General features: G+C 67.4%; 17 protein-coding genes. 6 read left to right on the top strand and 11 right to left on the bottom strand.

Features of this window, described 5'->3' with window-relative positions; genetic code table 11:
* The first annotated feature begins 163 nt into the window (after positions 1 to 163).
* The 6 genes from rpsF (at position 164) to DBV35_RS08945 (ending at position 5,472) form a co-directional block, all read left to right on the top strand.
* Positions 164 to 643, top strand: a complete 480-nt coding sequence (gene rpsF / locus DBV35_RS08970; protein WP_108659813.1) for a 30S ribosomal protein S6 — start codon at positions 164 to 166, stop codon at positions 641 to 643.
* Positions 643 to 891, top strand: a complete 249-nt coding sequence (gene rpsR, locus DBV35_RS08965; protein WP_108659812.1) for a 30S ribosomal protein S18 — start codon at positions 643 to 645, stop codon at positions 889 to 891. The genes rpsF and rpsR overlap by 1 nt, the downstream gene beginning before the upstream one ends.
* Positions 892 to 996: 105 nt before the next feature.
* Positions 997 to 1,587, top strand: coding sequence for a 50S ribosomal protein L9 (rplI, locus tag DBV35_RS08960; RefSeq protein ID WP_108659811.1), 591 nt, complete (start codon positions 997 to 999; stop codon positions 1,585 to 1,587).
* A gap of 201 nt (positions 1,588 to 1,788) precedes the next feature.
* Positions 1,789 to 3,033: a cyclopropane fatty acid synthase gene (locus tag DBV35_RS08955; RefSeq protein WP_108659810.1), complete on the top strand. Its 1,245-nt coding sequence runs from the start codon at positions 1,789 to 1,791 to the stop codon at positions 3,031 to 3,033.
* Positions 3,030 to 3,833 (top strand): class I SAM-dependent DNA methyltransferase, encoded by an 804-nt coding sequence (locus DBV35_RS08950; RefSeq protein ID WP_108659809.1) that lies wholly within the window; start codon positions 3,030 to 3,032, stop codon positions 3,831 to 3,833. Before DBV35_RS08955 ends, DBV35_RS08950 begins: the two co-directional genes overlap by 4 nt.
* Before the next feature lie 160 nt (positions 3,834 to 3,993).
* Positions 3,994 to 5,472, top strand: a complete 1,479-nt coding sequence (locus tag DBV35_RS08945) for a replicative DNA helicase (RefSeq protein WP_108659808.1) — start codon at positions 3,994 to 3,996, stop codon at positions 5,470 to 5,472.
* Between the two features lie 28 nt (positions 5,473 to 5,500).
* Here the strand turns inward: DBV35_RS08945 and DBV35_RS08940 are convergent, their stop codons facing one another.
* From DBV35_RS08940 to DBV35_RS08890, 11 genes are all read right to left on the bottom strand, one after another.
* The gene (locus DBV35_RS08940; RefSeq protein ID WP_170134893.1) at positions 5,501 to 6,394 is read right to left on the bottom strand and encodes an ABC transporter permease; all 894 of its coding nucleotides are present in this window, start codon (positions 6,392 to 6,394) and stop codon (positions 5,501 to 5,503) included.
* A 9-nt stretch (positions 6,395 to 6,403) separates the two neighbouring features.
* On the bottom strand, positions 6,404 to 7,351 hold the full coding sequence (locus DBV35_RS08935) for an ABC transporter permease (RefSeq protein WP_108659807.1): 948 nt from the start codon (positions 7,349 to 7,351) through the stop codon (positions 6,404 to 6,406).
* Between the two features lie 113 nt (positions 7,352 to 7,464).
* On the bottom strand, positions 7,465 to 8,958 hold the full coding sequence (locus DBV35_RS08930) for an ABC transporter substrate-binding protein (protein ID WP_170134892.1): 1,494 nt from the start codon (positions 8,956 to 8,958) through the stop codon (positions 7,465 to 7,467).
* A 289-nt stretch (positions 8,959 to 9,247) separates the two neighbouring features.
* A complete protein-coding gene (locus tag DBV35_RS08925; RefSeq protein WP_108659805.1) occupies positions 9,248 to 10,006 on the bottom strand; it encodes a TetR/AcrR family transcriptional regulator in 759 nt (252 codons plus the stop codon).
* 139 nt (positions 10,007 to 10,145) lie between these two features.
* Positions 10,146 to 10,922 carry an SDR family NAD(P)-dependent oxidoreductase gene (locus tag DBV35_RS08920; RefSeq protein ID WP_108659804.1) on the bottom strand — a complete coding sequence of 259 codons (777 nt, stop codon included), beginning with the start codon at positions 10,920 to 10,922 and terminating at the stop codon, positions 10,146 to 10,148.
* Positions 10,923 to 10,937: 15 nt separating this feature from the next.
* A complete protein-coding gene (locus tag DBV35_RS08915) occupies positions 10,938 to 11,699 on the bottom strand; it encodes an SDR family oxidoreductase (protein WP_108659803.1) in 762 nt (253 codons plus the stop codon).
* Between the two features lie 106 nt (positions 11,700 to 11,805).
* Positions 11,806 to 12,609, bottom strand: a complete 804-nt coding sequence (locus DBV35_RS08910) for an alpha/beta fold hydrolase (protein WP_108659802.1) — start codon at positions 12,607 to 12,609, stop codon at positions 11,806 to 11,808.
* Positions 12,609 to 12,923 (bottom strand): NIPSNAP family protein, encoded by a 315-nt coding sequence (locus DBV35_RS08905; protein ID WP_108659801.1) that lies wholly within the window; start codon positions 12,921 to 12,923, stop codon positions 12,609 to 12,611. Before DBV35_RS08905 ends, DBV35_RS08910 begins: the two co-directional genes overlap by 1 nt.
* 3 nt (positions 12,924 to 12,926) lie before the next feature.
* On the bottom strand, positions 12,927 to 13,187 hold the full coding sequence (locus tag DBV35_RS08900) for a hypothetical protein (protein WP_157961646.1): 261 nt from the start codon (positions 13,185 to 13,187) through the stop codon (positions 12,927 to 12,929).
* A gap of 46 nt (positions 13,188 to 13,233) precedes the next feature.
* Entirely contained in the window at positions 13,234 to 14,544 is a 1,311-nt protein-coding gene (locus DBV35_RS08895) for a TRAP transporter large permease (protein ID WP_108659799.1), read from the bottom strand.
* Positions 14,537 to 15,055: a TRAP transporter small permease subunit gene (locus tag DBV35_RS08890; RefSeq protein ID WP_108659798.1), complete on the bottom strand. Its 519-nt coding sequence runs from the start codon at positions 15,053 to 15,055 to the stop codon at positions 14,537 to 14,539. Before DBV35_RS08890 ends, DBV35_RS08895 begins: the two co-directional genes overlap by 8 nt.
* Positions 15,056 to 15,179 lie beyond the last annotated feature (124 nt).

Raw genomic sequence — 15,179 nt, 5'->3', positions numbered from 1 at the left:
AACGGAGGGGTGCGTCATGTTCGCATCCCGGGCGCGGGTTTTCCCGTGTCCCGATCCTCCCGTGTCCTTGCTCGCGAAGGTCGGCAGCCTCACGGGGCTTTCGACGAGGCTTGGCGCCGACGGAGTGCCGCGCCGATGGTCGGCGCAAGGAACTGAGGAACAGATGCCTTTATACGAGACCGTGTTTCTGGTCCGACAGGATGTGTCGGGTCAGGCGGTGGACGAGCTTGTCGAGCAGTACAAGTCCGTCCTCGCCGAGAATGGTGGTTCGGTCGGCCGTGTCGAGAACTGGGGTCTCAAGACCCTCAGCTACCGCATCGCCAAGAACCGCAAGGCGCACTTCGCGCTGATGGACATCGAAGCCCCCGCTGCCGCCGTGCAGGAGATGGAGCGTCAGATGCGTCTCAACGAAGACGTGCTGCGCACCCTCACCATCCGCGTGGAAGAGCACGAGGACGGCCCGTCGGTCATGAAGCAGAAGCGTGACCGCGACGATCGCCGTCGCCGTGAGCGTGGCGGCCGTGAAGACGGTGAAGGTGGCGACCGCTTCGGCGATCGTCCGGAGCGTGGCGATCGCCCGGAGCGCGGTGAGCGCGGCGAACGTGGTGATCGTCCTGAGCGGCGCGAGCGGGAGTATTCCTAATGGTTGATATCGCGCAGCTCCCCACCCGCCGTCCGTTCTTCCGCCGTCGCAAGACCTGCCCCTTCTCTGGGCCGAACGCGCCGAAGATCGACTACAAGGACGTGAAGCTCCTGCAGCGCTACGTGTCCGAGCGCGGCAAGATCGTCCCCTCGCGCATCACCGCCGTTTCGGCGCGCAAGCAGCGTGAGCTTGCCAAGGCCATCAAGCGCGCGCGCTTCCTGGGCCTCCTCCCCTACGTCATCAAATAAGACGGCCCTCCGGCCGTCTCTTCCAAGGCCGGGCTCCCTGCCCGGCCTCCATCTGGGGCCCCGGCTCCTAACCGCCTCCGCGCGGGACAGATCGGAGACAATCCAATGCAAGTCATTCTGCTCGAGCGCGTTCCCAAGCTCGGCGACATGGGCGAAGAAGTCCGTGTCCGCGACGGGTTCGCCCGCAACTTCCTCCTGCCGCAGGGCAAGGCGCTCCGCGCCAACGACGCGAACCGCGCCCGCTTCGAGGCCGACCGCGCCGACCTCGTCCAGCGCAACCAGGAGCGTCGCGCGCAGGCCGCCGCCCTCTCCGGCCGCGTGTCCGGCAAGACCTTCGTCGCCATCCGCCAGGCGGGCCAGACCGGCCAGCTCTACGGCTCGGTCTCGACGCGCGACATCGTCGACGTCCTCGCCGAGGAAGGCTTCACGGTCGAGCGTCGCCAGGTCGACATGTCGATGCCGATCAAGACGATCGGTCTCCACGAGATCAGCCTCGTCCTGCACCCCGAGGTGATCGTGCCCGTCACGATCAACGTCGCCCGTTCGCGCGACGAGGCCGACCGTCAGGCCGCCGGCGAAGACGTGCTCGCCCCCGAGGTCTACGAGGACGACGAGGAAGAGTTCGAGGACGAAGCCGACGAGACCACGGACGAGGAGTCCGAGGGCGCGCCCGGCACGGGTCCCCAGCCGCTCTGATTCGCTTCTGCAAGGCGCGCTCGGCGCGCCTTGCTCCCCGCGCCGGCACATTCGATAGGTGCCAGCGCACACAAATCGCCAGCATTGACGCCACGGACAGGGCTAAGGTCAGCCTGTGCGGGCGAATTCGGCCGTTCTCGGCCTTGACAGATCTTCTCCCGTCCAGAGAATTTTCGGGGTTGCGAAAGGCAAGCCCCTACGATGAATTCTCTTCTGTCTCGACTCATGAAGCGCGTCATTCGTCGTGGCGCCCTCACGATCACCGATGCGGACGGGCGCACGCATGAATTCGGTGACGGCACCGGCCCGCGCCAGGCCATCAAATTCCACGACAAGGGCGTCGAAACCGCGCTGATGCGCCACCCCGAGCTGACTTTCGGCGAGACCTACATGCAAGGCCGGTGGACCGTCACCGAGGGAAGCCTGATCGGCCTCCTCATCCTCTTCATGAACAACATGAAGGTGGAGCACCCGTCCCGCCTCCGCCTCGCCCTTCGCAAGTGGCTGCGGCCGATCACGCAGCACAACACGCAGAGCGCCGCGCGCAAGAACGCCACCCACCATTATGACGTCGGCAACGACATCTACCGCCTCTTCCTCGACGAGGACTGGCAATATAGCTGTGCCTATTTCTACCAGCCCGACATCACGCTCGAGGAGGCGCAGCTCGCCAAGAAGCGGCACATCGCGGCGAAGATGCTCCTGGAGCCGGGGCAGAAGGTGCTCGATATCGGCTGCGGCTGGGGCGGGATGGGGCTCTATCTCGCCGACAACGCGAATGTCGACGTCGTCGGCATCACGCTCGCCGACAACCAGGCCGCCCGCGCCAACGAGCGCGCCGCCGGCCGGTCGAACGTCACCTTCCGCATCCAGGACTATCGCAACGTCGCCGAGCGGTTCGACCGGATCGTCTCGGTCGGCATGTTCGAGCATGTGGGCGTCGGCTATTATGACGAGTATTTCCGCAACTGCGCCCGCCTCCTGAAGGATGACGGCGTGATGCTCCTCCACTCCATCGGCCGGACCGACATGCCGGGCTCCACCAACCCGTTCATCGCGAAATATATCTTTCCGGGCGGCTACATCCCGGCCCTCTCGGAGGTGATCCCCGCGATCGAGCGGGCGGGCCTCATCGTGACGGACGTCGAGATCCTGCGCCTTCATTATGCCGAGACGCTGAAACATTGGCGCGAACGCTTCATGGCCCAACGCGACAAGGTCGTGGAAATCATGGACGAGGCGTTTTTGCGCATGTGGGAGTTCTATCTTGCCGGGTCCGAAGCCTCTTTCCGCGTCGGAGACATGATGGTGTTCCAGATCCAGCTCACGAAGGACGCGTTCGCAGTGCCCTTGACGCGCGACTATATCCCGACGGCCGAGCGCGCCCTCGCCGCGCGCGATTCCGGCCGCGCCTCGACCCCCTCTCTCGTGGCGCGACACGGGTGAGCGCCGAGTCCCCCGCCTTCGACGCGGACGCGCTCGGAGACCTCTACGCCGCCGCGCGCGAGGCCGAGGATGCCGGCGACGTGGAAACCGCCGCCCGCCTCTTCCGCGAATGCCTGGAGATGGACCCCGAGGACCATTGCGGCGTGACGATGCGGCTCGCCGCCTTCGGCCTCGCGAGCCCGGACAAGGCGCCCGCCGCCTACGTCGCGACCCTCTTCGACCAGCACGCCGAGATGTTCGACGAGATCCTCGTCGCGCGGCTCGGCTACGACGTGCCGGCCCTCTCGCGCGCGCTTGCGGAGCCGTTCCTCGGCGAGCATCTGCGCATCCTCGATCTTGGCTGCGGCACCGGCCTCGCGGGCGAGGCGTTCGCCGACCGCGCGGGCCAGCTCGTCGGCGTCGACCTCGCCGAGACGATGCTCGCCATGGCCGACGAGCGCGACGTCTACACCGACCTCTACATCGCCGAGGCCGTCAACTTCCTGGAGGAGTGGGACGAGGCGCCGTTCGACGTGATCGTCGCGACCGACGTCTGGCCCTATCTCGGCGACCTCGCCCCCTTCGTGGCGGCCGCAGCGAAGACGCTGACGCCGGGCGGGCTGCTCATCGCCTCCACCGAGCGGGCCGAGACCGGCTGGCGCGTCACCGCCACGCAGCGCTTCGCCCACGCGACGGCCTATCTCCACGAGACGCTGGGCGCGGCGGGCTTCGCGATCCTCGCCGAGACCCCCGTCACCGTGCGGCACGAGGAAGGCGTCCCCGTCGATGGCGACCTCCTCGTCGCGCGCCTCGCCGAATGAGCGGGTCGCAGTCAAGGCGTTAACCTTCTTTTTGCGAACGCGGATGGAGTGTGTGGACAGCAAGAGTGGATAGCACGGCGGTTCTCGTTTTGATCTGCTGTGCCGCCGCGCGCCCGCCACTGAGGCGGCGTAGAAATGCCGCCAACGAAAGGCGAGCTTCATGAACCAACCGCTGGACCATGCCGCACTCGAACTCATTCGCACGGCCCCGCAGAATGTGGAGCTGGAGCAGCAGCTGCTCGGCGCGATCCTCGTCAACAACGAGGCGTTCTACCGCGTCAGCGACTTCCTGAAGATCGACCATTTCTTCGTCGAGCCGCACCGCCGCGTCTACGACATCGCGACCAAGCTGATCCGCCAGGGCAAGGTCGCGACGCCGCTCACGGTCAAGACCTTCTTCAAGGCCGAGGAGCGCATCGCCGAGCTTCAGGTCGTCGAATATCTCGGCCGCCTCGCCGCGAACGCCACCACCATCATCAACGCCGAGGATTACGGCCGCACCCTCTTCGACCTCGCGCTGCGCCGCTCGCTGATCTCGATCGGCGAGGACATGGTCAACGAGGCCTATGACGCGCCGCCCGAGACGACGCCGCGCAACCAGATCGAGGCGGTGGAACGGCGCCTCTACGAGCTCGCCGAGACCGGGCGCTTCGACCAGGGCTTCGTCGGCTTCTCCGACGCGCTCACCGCCGCGATCGACATGGCGGACGCCGCCTTCCACCGCGCGGGCGGCCTCTCGGGCATCGCGACCGGCCTCACCGATCTCGACCGGCTGATGGGCGGCCTCCAGCGGTCCGACCTCATCATCCTCGCCGGCCGTCCGGCGATGGGCAAAACTTCGCTCGTCACCAATATCGGCTTCGCCATCGCGCGGAACTTCCGCACCAAGTTGGAGAACGGGGTGCCGAAGACGACCGACGGCGGCGTCGTCGGCTTCTTCAGCCTTGAAATGTCGGCCGAACAGCTCGCGACGCGTATCCTCGCCGAACAGTCCGGCATCTCCTCCTCCCACATCCGCCGCGGCTCGATCGACGAGAACCAGTTCCACGACCTCGTCGAGGCCTCGAAGGCCATGCAGACGATGCCGTTCTATATCGACCAGACCGGCGGCATCACGATCGGCGCGCTCGCGGCGCGCGCCCGGCGCCTCAAGCGCCAGAAGGGGCTCGACCTCCTGATCGTCGACTATCTCCAGCTCCTCTCCGGCTCCGGCAAGCGCGCCTCCGACAGCCGCGTGAACGAGATCACCGAGATCACCACCGGCCTGAAGGCGCTCGCCAAGGAGCTCGAGGTGCCGATCGTCGCCCTCTCCCAGCTCTCCCGTCAGGTCGAGCAGCGCGACGACAAGCGGCCCCAGCTCTCCGACCTTCGCGAGTCGGGCTCGATCGAGCAGGACGCGGACGTCGTGATGTTCGTCTATCGCGAGGAGTACTACCTGCAGAGCCGCAAGCCCGCCGAGGGCAGCCAGGAATTCTTCGAGTGGGAGGCCAAGATGGAGGCCTGCCACGGCGTTGCCGAAGTGATCGTCGGCAAGCAGCGCCACGGCCCGACCGGCACCGTGAAGCTGCAGTTCGACGCCGAGATCACCCGCTTCTCGAACCTTGCCGTGCAGGACGGCTTCCAGGGCGGCTACGAGTAGCGCCGCCCCCTCTCCCGCGCGTCTGTCGTCAGCGCAGCCCGCGCTGCATCTGCGGGTCGAGCCGGTCGCGCAGCCCGTCGCCGAGCATGTTCACCGCAAGCACGGTGAGCGCCAGGAAGGCGCTCGGAAAGAGCACCGCGCCGGGGGCGATCGTGAAGAGCGAGCGCCCCTCGGCGACGATGTTGCCCCAGCTCGGGATCTCCGGCGGCGTGCCCGCTCCGAGGAATGAGAGATACGCCTCCGAGATGATGGCGGACGCCGCGATATAGGTCGCCTGCACGATCAGCGGGTTGATCGTGCTCGGCAGGATGTGGCGGCGCAGCAGCGCGATGTCCTTCGTGCCCGCCGCGATCGCCGCCTCCACGAAAGGCTGCTCCTTCACGCTCATCACGATGCCGCGCACGAGGCGCGCGATCCGCGGGATCTCGGGGATCGTGATCGCGATGATGATGTTGCGGATCGAGGAGCCGGCGAGCGCCATGAAGGCGATGGCGAGGAGGACGGACGGGATCGCCATCAGCCCGTCCATGACGCGCATCACCACGACATCGACCCAGCGCAGGAGGCCCGCCGCGAGGCCGACGACGAGGCCGATCGCCGTCGCGATCACCGCGACCGAGAGGCCGACCGTCAGCGAGACGCGGCTGCCGTAGATGACGCGGGCGAAGATGTCCCGCCCCATCATGTCGGTGCCGAAGAGGTGCTCGGCCGTCGGCGGCTTGAGGCGCGAGACGACGTCGAGCGCGATCGGGTCGTAGCCGGTGATGAGGGGCGCCGCGATCGCGCAGAGGGCCAGCAGCGAGAGCGCCGCCCCGCCGATCACGAGCGTCGGGTTGCGCCGGGTGAAGGTGCCGGCGCCGCCGAGGGCGGCGGCGAGGCGCCCCTCGCGCGCAGCCTCGACCGGGACGGAGGAGATGGCCACGGCGCGCCCTCAGCTCTGGTAGCGGATGCGGGGGTCGAACAGCGAGTAGCTGAGATCGACCAGGAGATTGATCAGCACATAGACGACCGTGAAGATCAGGAGGACGCCCTGGATGACGGGGTAGTCCTTGCGCACGATGGCATCGACCGTGAGGCGCCCCACCCCCGGCAGCGCGAACACTGTCTCGGTGACGACGACGCCCGAGATGAGGAGCGCGATGCCGAGCCCGACGGTGGTGACGATCGGGATCGCCGCGTTCTTCAGCGCGTGGATCAGGAGGATCGGCGGGGTGGTGAGCCCCTTCGCCCGCGCGGTGCGGATATAGTCCTGGTTCAGCACCTCGATGACGCTCGCGCGCGTCATCCGCGCGATCAGCGCCACGTAGATCATGCCGAGCGACAGGGTCGGCAGGGCAAGACTGCGCAGGAAGGGGACGACCCCGTCGCGGTAGCTCGTATAACCCTGCACCGGCAGGAGCTGGAGCTGGAGCGCGAAGACGTAGACGAGGATGTAGCCGAGCACGAAGACCGGCAGCGAGAAGCCGGTGACGGCGACCATCATCACGCCGCGATCGAGGAGGCTCCCCGCCTTCCAGGCCGCGAGGACGCCCATCGGGATGCCGACGAGGACGGCGAAGGAGATGGTGGAGAGCGTCAGCGCGATGGTCGGCTCGACGCGCTGGAGGACGAGGTTGGTGACGGGCTGCTTGTTGTAGATCGACTGGCCGAGATCGCCCTGGAGGACGTGCCAGAGCCAGTCGACGAACTGGACATAGAGCGGCCGGTCGAGACCGAGCTGGGTGCGGATCTTGGCGATGTGCTCGGGCTGGGCGAAGTCACCCGCGATCACCGCGGCCGGATCGTTCGGGCCGAGATGGAGGAGCAGGAAGATCAGCACCGCCACGACGAAGAGAACGGGGATCGTCGCGAGGAGGCGCCGCACGGTGTAGGCGAGCATGGATCCCCTGGGGTTCGAGTGGGGCCGGTGGGCCCGAACGGCGCCGGGTCAGGCGTTGCCACCCGACCCGGACGAGAGGATTGCGGTCTGCTGGGCGCCCGAAGGCGCCGCTCTCACTGCTTCTCGATGTTCCAGAAGCCGAGGATCGAGCCCTTCACGACGCCGGAGACGTTGGAGCGCCAGCCGGAGGGCATCTGGTACTGGCCGAGCATGACGAAGGGGGCGTAATCCATCATCTCCTCGTGGAGCGCGTCCATGATCTCGGCGCGCTTGTCGGGGTCGGCCTCCGCACCCCAGGCCGCGCGCAGCTCCTCGATCTTCTCGTTCGCGGGCCAGCCGAACCACGCATTCTCACCTGCCGCGACACCGAGATGGGAGACGGGCGAGGCCGAGCCGAGGCCGGTGCGGGTGTGGAAGATCGACCAGCCCCCCTCCGTCGGCTCGTTCTTGGAGGCGCGGCGGGAGGTGAGCGTCGCCCAGTCCATCGCCTGGAGCTCGACGTTGACGCCGAGCTCGCGCAGCTTCGCCGCGGTGATGAGGGCGGCGGGGCCCGACGGGTGGTCGGTCGGGTGCATCACGACGACGGTCTCGCCCTGATAGACCGAATCCATCAGCTCCTTGGCTTTCGCCATGTCGGAGGACGTCATGATCTCGGCCCCGCCCGCGCTCGTCTCGCCCGGCGTGCCGCACATCATCAGCGAGACGCAGACCTGCCAATATTTCGGGTCGCCGACCATCGCCGTCATGTACTCGGTCTCGTCGACCATGTAGGCGAGCGCCTGGCGGGCCTCCTTCTTGTCGAAGGGCGGATAGAGGTGGTTCGGGCGCAGGATGACGATGAGGCCGAACGGGTTCTGCACGCCGACGGTGATGTTGGGATCGCCCTCCAGCACCGGCACGAGGTCGACCGGCGGGGCCTCCCAATAGTCCACCTCATCGTTGATAAGGGCGGCCATCGCGGTGCCGGGATCGGGCAGGTACGACCACTCCACCCGGTCGACCTTCACGACCTTGCCGCCGGACGCCCCGCTCGGCGGCTCGTCGCGCGGGACGTAGCCCTCGAACTTGTCGTAGACGACCTTGTTGCCGGGGACCCACTCCTCCTCGTTGAAGACGAAGGGACCGGAGCCGATGTGGCTCTCGACCTGCTCGAACGGGTCGGTCGCGGCGACGGCGGCGGGCATGATGAAGGGGCCGGTCAGCGAGGCGAAGGTGTCGAGGACGAGGCCGTAGGGCTCGGACAGGACGAGGGTGAAGGTCTTGTCGTCGACAGCTTCGAGGCTCGCCGTCACCTCGGCGAGGGAGCCGCCGGCATTGTCGCGCGCCCACCAGCGCTTGATGGAGGCGACGACGTCGGCCGTCGTGACCGGGGCACCGTCATGGAAGGTCATGCCGTCGCGCAGGGTGAAGGTGTAGGTCAGCCCGTCATCGCTGACCGAATACTCGCCGACCATCTGCGGCTGCGGCATCAGCTGCTCGTCGAGGCCGAAGAGGGTGTCATAGATCATGTAGGCGTGGTGCTGCGTAATCATCGCAGTCGTCCACACCGGGTCCAGGTTGCGCAGGTCGGCGTAAGGGACCACGCGCAGGACGGATTCCTGCGCCATCGTGTTCGTCGCGGACAATCCAGTCGACAGAAGGATTGCCGCGAGCCAAGGCCTGATCATCTTCGCTGAGATCATCGCCGTGATCCCTTTCTCTGATGTTTGTTCAATCCGGGTGGTGATCTACACAGACGCGGGAACGCGCTCGATTGATCGAAGCCTATTTTGGCGGCAGGCGGGTGTCACGATTAAATAAGAGGCGGCGTGCCATGCGATCGGGCATGCGAAATCGCCCCGCCAGAGGGGACTGGCGGGGGCGTCGTGGCGCAAATTGTCGAGAGGTGGCGCGCCGTTAGTCGGCGGTGTGCGCCCGGTCGCGCCCCGTGCCGTAGGCGTGGTCGACGATGCGGGCGAAGGAGCGGTAGAGCTTGTCGAGCCGGTCGAAATTGCCCTCGTCCTGCGTGATCGCGCCGGCGCTGTCGGCGATCGCGACGAGCTGGAGGGCGACGTCGGCGCGAGGGATCTCGGGCGAGAGCTCGCCGCGCAGGACCGCCTGATCGATCGCCTCGATGATGAAGCCCTCAAGCGTGACGGCGAAGCTCACGAGCGCCTCGCGGGCACGCGGGCCGATCTGGTCGCGCTCAAGCCGCATCCGGCCGAGAAGGCTCCACGGGTTGCCGGACTTCCCGTTCGGATTGACGCGCAGATAGCGCGCCCGGTTCGCCTCCATCATGCCGACGATCTTCTGGCTGAAGGTGGCGTCGCTCAGCCAGTTCTTCTCCCACCGCGCGAGCGTGTGGCGGACATATTCGACCACCACCTCCTCGCACAGATTCTGCTTGCTGCCGTAGTAGTAGTGGATCGTCGCGCGCGTCACGCCGAGCTGCTCGGCGAGGTCGCGGAAGCGGAAACCCTGGTAGCCGTCCCGTACGAGAAGCTCGACCGAGAGCGCCTCGATCTTGGCCTTCGTCCCCGGCCCGTCGATCGCCGGGGCGTAGGGGTCGGGAACGTCGGGGAAGCCAAGCGCGTGGCGCACGGCCTGGCCCGTCTCGGCGGGCGCGGCGGGGCGCGCCGCCTGGGCAACGGGCGCGCCTTGGCGAGGACGGCTCATGGACAGGCCATCGCGGCTGGCGCCCGCACCAAGGCGGCACGGTCGCCCGTGCTCCGTCCGGCGGCGTCAGCCCCCACGATCCGATCCATCTCGTCCGTCCTCCCCCTTCTCGTTCGCTTGCGCGCCGACCGCTGACGGGTCAGTCGTTGTACATGCCGCCGGTGATGTTGATCGTCTCGCCGGTGATGTAGGCGGCCTCGTCGGAGGCGAGGAACAGCACCGCCTTGGCGATGTCCTCCGGCACGCCCGCGCGGCGCAGCGGGATCGACTTGGCGCGATCCTGCGCGGTGGGCAAGCCCTGCTGGCGTCGCAGCAATTCCGACTCGTCACGCATCTTGGTCTCGACGATGAGGCCCGGCGCGACGGCGTTGACGCGCACCCCCGTCTCGGCGAGCTCCAGCGCCAAGGTCTGCGTGATCGACATCGCCGCCGCCTTCGAGGCGCAATAGGCGCCATAGGCCTCGGCGCCCTGCTTGCTCATCCAGGACGCGATGTTGACGATCGCCCCCGCCCGGCGCTCCACCATCTCCGGCGCGACGGCGCGGGTCGTGTGGAAGATGCCGTCCGCGTTCACCGCGAAGTGGGCGCGCCACTCGGACTCGGTCGTCTCCAGCACCTTGCCGAGGCGGCAGATGCCGGCATTGTTCACGAGGATGTCGATCGGCGCGCCGAGGGTCGCCTTCAGCGCCGCGACGCCCGCGCCGACCTCGTCCCCCTTCGACACGTCGCCGATGGCGAGCGCCACCGTCCCGCCGGTCGTCGCCTTCAGCGCCTCGACCGTCGCCTCGGCGGCCACCGGGTCGAAGTCGAAGATGCCGACGGCGCAGCCTTCCTTCAGGAGGCGCGTCGCGATCGCCTTGCCGATGCCGTGCGCGGCGCCGGTCACGATGGCGGTTTTTCCAGTCAATCCGTACATGTTGGGTCCGTATGCTCAGCGCGCCGTCCAGCCGCCGTCGACGACGAGCGTGGAGCCGGTGCAGAAGGAGGAATCGTCCGAGGCGAGGAAGAGCATGGCGCGGGCGATCTCGATCGGCTTGCCGAGGCGCTCCATGAGCTGGCGCTGCTCCAGATTGTGGCGCAGCTCCGCCGCGTCGGGCGATTCGGCGAAGATCTTCGTGAAATAGGGCGTCTCGATCGTGCCGGGCGCGACGGAGTTGATGCGGATCTTCGCGCCCGCATGGTCCATCGCGATGGCGCGCGTCAGCGCCGCGACCGCGCCCTTGGAGGCGACATAGGCGGCGCGATTGTAGATGCCGACCATCGCGACGCCGGACGCCGTGTTGACGATGACGCCGCCGCCCTGCTTCTCCATCACGGGAATCGCGTGCTTGCAGCCGAGGAACACGCCACGGACATTGACGCTGAAGAGCGCGTCCCAGTCCTCGACGCTCGTGTCGAGGACGGTCCCGGCGATGCCGTAGCCGGCATTGTTGACGAGGACGTCGAGCTTGCCGTGGCGGGCGACGGTGTCCGCGATCATGGCCTCGATCTCGGCCTCCTGCGAGACGTCGACCGTGAACGGCGTCGCCTTGCCGCCGGCGGCGACGATCTCGTCCACCACCTTGCTCGCGGCGGCGGCGTTGCGGTCCGCGACGACCACGGTCGCCCCCTCGGATGCGAACAGGAGCGCCGCCTCGTGGCCGATGCCGGACCCCGCGCCGGTGATGATTGCAACCTTGCCGGCCAGCTTCATTCTATTCCCCAGAGTTTCTTGACTTACAGGTAGGTAAGTTCATCCAAATCCGCGTGGCGCCGGCGGGCCATGCCGCCGATGCCGGTCTCGTCGGCACGTCGCCCGCTCACGCGAGGGTCGCGGCCCAGTCGATCAGCGTCGTCGTGAAGAGGTCCGTGCGGGAGATCGGGAAGAAGTGCCCCCCGCTCGGGTAGAGTTCCAGGCGCGGCGACGGCAGCGCCTCGGCAAGCTCCCGCTGGAGGAAGACCGGGACGATCATATCGTCCACCGCACCGATGACGATGGTCGGCATCGTGATGGCGCCGACCTTGTCGCGGCCGTCGAAGGCGAGGAGCGCGTCGATCCGCTCGCGCACGATGGTGCGGGCGGCCTCGCTCTTCGGAGCCTTGGCGACCGAGGTCCCATATTGCGCGAAGTTCGCCTCCAGCCAGTCCGGCGGGAAGGCGAGGAGCGCGGCGGTCGCGGCGTACGCCTCGGGATTGTCGGCGAGGATCGCGCGGCGCGTCTGAAACAGCGCACTCATATAGTGGCTCGGGCGGAGCCAGGTCGCGCTGAGAGCGAGCGCCGTCAGCCGCTCCGGCATCGTGTGCGCCACGGCCTGTCCGATGCAGCCGCCGGTCGAATGGCCGACGAGGATCGCCTTCTCCACCCCCGCCGCGTCGAGCACGGCGACGGCGTCGCGGGCAAGCTGGGCGATGTCGACGGGTGCCGTTCCCCGCGTCGCGCCGCCGATGCCGCGCTGATCGAAGCGGATCACGTCGAAATGCGCGCTGAGGGCCGGGATCGTCGGCCCCCAGAAGCTCGCCGTGCCGCCGAGGCCGCTGACGAGAAGGAGCGCGGGCCCCTCCCCGTCCCGGCTCGCCGTCAGGACGGCGCCGTCGGCGGTCGTGACCTCGAACGCCGTCCCCATCACTGGAGCGGCGAGTAGGAGACGGGGGTGAGGATCCGCGTTTCCTGACGGTCGAGAAGGTCGGTGACGCGGGCGAGATAGTCCTGCCACGCGGGGTCGGCGAGCATGGCCTTACGCTTCTCGGCCCGCTCGTCGAGGCTGTTATAGCCCCACAGCGCGACGACGTGGTTCAGCTCGCCGATCTCGGTCGTGAAATAGGCGATGAAGGTGCCGAGATATTTCTTCTGAAGCGGCAGGCCGTACTCGCCATAGAGCTTCACGAACTCGGCGAGCTTGCCGACCTTCACCCGATAGTCGCGTTCTTCGTAGATCATGGCTCAATTCTTCGGTGTGTGGCTGCCGTCGGCCCGGCCGAAGACAGTGCGCTGCTCGATTTCCTCGACATGCCCCGGACGCCCGAACGGCTCGGGCGCACGCGCTCCCGGCGTGCGCGGACGGCCGATCTCCCCGAAGACATGGTCGAGCCCACCCGGCATGCAGAACCGGACGAAGGTCAACCGCTCATCGGCCGGGTTGATGAAGCGATGCTTGCGATCGTGGCCGAGGGCCCCGGCACCGCCGGCCGTCGGGGTGGTCATCGCTGTCTCGGATTCCTGCATCTTTTTGGGCCCCTCTGCCAGACGATCAGCCGTAGATCAGCTTCGGCATCCAGGTGGCGAGCCCTGGGAACATGAGCAGGAGCGCGAGGACCACGAGCTGGCAGCCGATGAAGGGGATGACGCCCCAATACATCTGTTTGAGCTTCATCTCCGGCGGTGCGATGGCGCGCAGATAGAAGATCGACGGGGCCATCGGGGGCGAGAGGTAGCTCGTCTGGAGCGTCACGAGGAAGACCACCGAGAACCAGAGCGGGTCGACGCCGTAGGACCGCAGGATCGGGATCGAGACCGTCATCATGATGAGGACGATCGAGATGAGGTCGACCGCGAAGCCGAGGAGGAAGGTCACCACCAGGATGACCGCGATCACCGACCAGGTATCGAGCCCGAACGCGTCGAGGATGCCCTTGGTGGCCATCATGCCGCCCGAAGCGAAGAAGACGCCCGCGAACATCGAGCCGGCGAGAACGATCGCGAGGATCATCGCCGTCAGCGAGACGGTCTGGATCGAGGCCTCGAAGATGAGGCGCAGGCTGAAGCGGCGATAGAGGATGGTGAGGAGCACCACGCCGAACGAGCCGCAGGCGGCCGCCTCCGTCGGCGTCGCGAGGCCGAGGAAGAGCGTGCCCAGCACCGTCGCGATGATGATCGCGGGCGGCACCAGCGCGAAGGCGGTGTAGCGCACCTTCTCGCCGAAGCTCATCCCGTCATCCTCGAGGTCGGCCGGGGCGAGGCTCGGCTTCAGCGTGCAGACGATGAGGATGTAGGTGATGAAGAGGCCCGACATCAGCAGGCCGGGGATCATGATGCCGGCGAGAAGGTCGCCGACCGGCAGCGCCGCGATCGGGGCGAGGACGACGACGGGGATCGAGGGCGGGATGATCGTGCCGAGCGAGCCGCCGCCGCAGATGGTGCCGGCGATGAGCGAGTTGTTGTAGCCGCGCTTCAGCATCCCCGGGATCGCGAGCATGCCGACGAGCGTCTCCGTCGCGCCCACCACGCCGCTCGCGGCGGCGAAGATGGTGCACATGAGGAGCGCGGCCACGGCGAGGCCGCCCGGCAGCCGCCGCGTCCACATGTAGAGTGCGTCGAAGAGGCGTTCCGCGATCCCCGCCCGCTCCAGCACCGCACCCATGAAGATGAAGAGCGGGATCGCGCCGAGGACGTAGTTCGACGCGATCTCGTCGACGCGCTGTGCGAACTGGAGGATCAGGATGTCGCCGAAGCGGTAGAGGCCGAACCCGAGCGCTGCGAGCATCATCGAGAAGGCGACAGGGAAGCCGAGGAAGACGAGCCCCAGGAGGACGGGGAACATCCACAGGACGTAATCACCCATGGGCGTCGCCCCCGCTCTCATGGCCGAGGATGATCAACAGATTCTCCAGGATTTTCGCGAAGGCCTGCAGCGCGAAGAGGCCGAAGCCGATCATGTAGACGAGGCGGTAGGGCCACACCTTGGGGTTCCAGGCCGACAGGCCCGACCCTTCGCCGGTGTTGTAGACGCGCAGCATGTTGTTGAAGAGCGTGTAGGTGAGCCAGACGAGAAGGCCCGTCAGCGCGATGTAGCCGAGCGTGTCGATCACCGCGATCGCGCGCTTGGGCAGGCGCTGATGGATGAAGTCGACATGGACGTGCTGGTTGACCGACAGCGCGTAGGACAGGCCGAGCAGGAAGATCGTGCCCATCATCATGTAGCTGACTTCGAACGCCCACTGGGTCGGCGCGTCGAAGAGGTAGCGGCTCAGCACCTCGTAGACCATGGCGAGCACGAGCGGCAGCACAAGGAGCGCCGCGATCCGGCCCGACCAGAGCGATATCCGTCCGATCGTGGTGATTACAGGCTGCATGCGCGCCTCCAGAACATGACATCAGGGCCGTGTCGGCCCGTGACGCGTCGGCGGACGATGGGAAAAGCCATGCGATCTCGTCTTGTGGGTGGGGTGCGGCCGGGCCGCGTTTCGTAAGCGAAGC

It is taken from the genome of Acuticoccus kandeliae, assembly GCF_003073115.1.
Note: the sequence above shows the minus strand (reverse complement) of the source record. Positions and strands in the feature narration are given on the sequence as shown.

Coding starts and splice junctions, on each gene's coding strand:
- DBV35_RS08900 (WP_157961646.1), bottom strand. CDS start 13,187: ATGACCACCCCGACGGCCGGCGGTGCCGGGGCCCTCGGCCACGATCGC.
- rpsR (WP_108659812.1), top strand. CDS start 643: ATGGTTGATATCGCGCAGCTCCCCACCCGCCGTCCGTTCTTCCGCCGT.
- DBV35_RS08915 (WP_108659803.1), bottom strand. CDS start 11,699: ATGAAGCTGGCCGGCAAGGTTGCAATCATCACCGGCGCGGGGTCCGGC.
- DBV35_RS08935 (WP_108659807.1), bottom strand. CDS start 7,351: ATGCTCGCCTACACCGTGCGGCGCCTCCTCGCGACGATCCCCGTTCTC.
- DBV35_RS08925 (WP_108659805.1), bottom strand. CDS start 10,006: ATGAGCCGTCCTCGCCAAGGCGCGCCCGTTGCCCAGGCGGCGCGCCCC.
- DBV35_RS08910 (WP_108659802.1), bottom strand. CDS start 12,609: ATGGGGACGGCGTTCGAGGTCACGACCGCCGACGGCGCCGTCCTGACG.
- DBV35_RS08890 (WP_108659798.1), bottom strand. CDS start 15,055: ATGCAGCCTGTAATCACCACGATCGGACGGATATCGCTCTGGTCGGGC.
- DBV35_RS08895 (WP_108659799.1), bottom strand. CDS start 14,544: ATGGGTGATTACGTCCTGTGGATGTTCCCCGTCCTCCTGGGGCTCGTC.
- DBV35_RS08955 (WP_108659810.1), top strand. CDS start 1,789: ATGAATTCTCTTCTGTCTCGACTCATGAAGCGCGTCATTCGTCGTGGC.
- rplI (WP_108659811.1), top strand. CDS start 997: ATGCAAGTCATTCTGCTCGAGCGCGTTCCCAAGCTCGGCGACATGGGC.
- DBV35_RS08905 (WP_108659801.1), bottom strand. CDS start 12,923: ATGATCTACGAAGAACGCGACTATCGGGTGAAGGTCGGCAAGCTCGCC.
- DBV35_RS08945 (WP_108659808.1), top strand. CDS start 3,994: ATGAACCAACCGCTGGACCATGCCGCACTCGAACTCATTCGCACGGCC.
- DBV35_RS08930 (WP_170134892.1), bottom strand. CDS start 8,958: ATGGCGCAGGAATCCGTCCTGCGCGTGGTCCCTTACGCCGACCTGCGC.
- rpsF (WP_108659813.1), top strand. CDS start 164: ATGCCTTTATACGAGACCGTGTTTCTGGTCCGACAGGATGTGTCGGGT.
- DBV35_RS08920 (WP_108659804.1), bottom strand. CDS start 10,922: ATGTACGGATTGACTGGAAAAACCGCCATCGTGACCGGCGCCGCGCAC.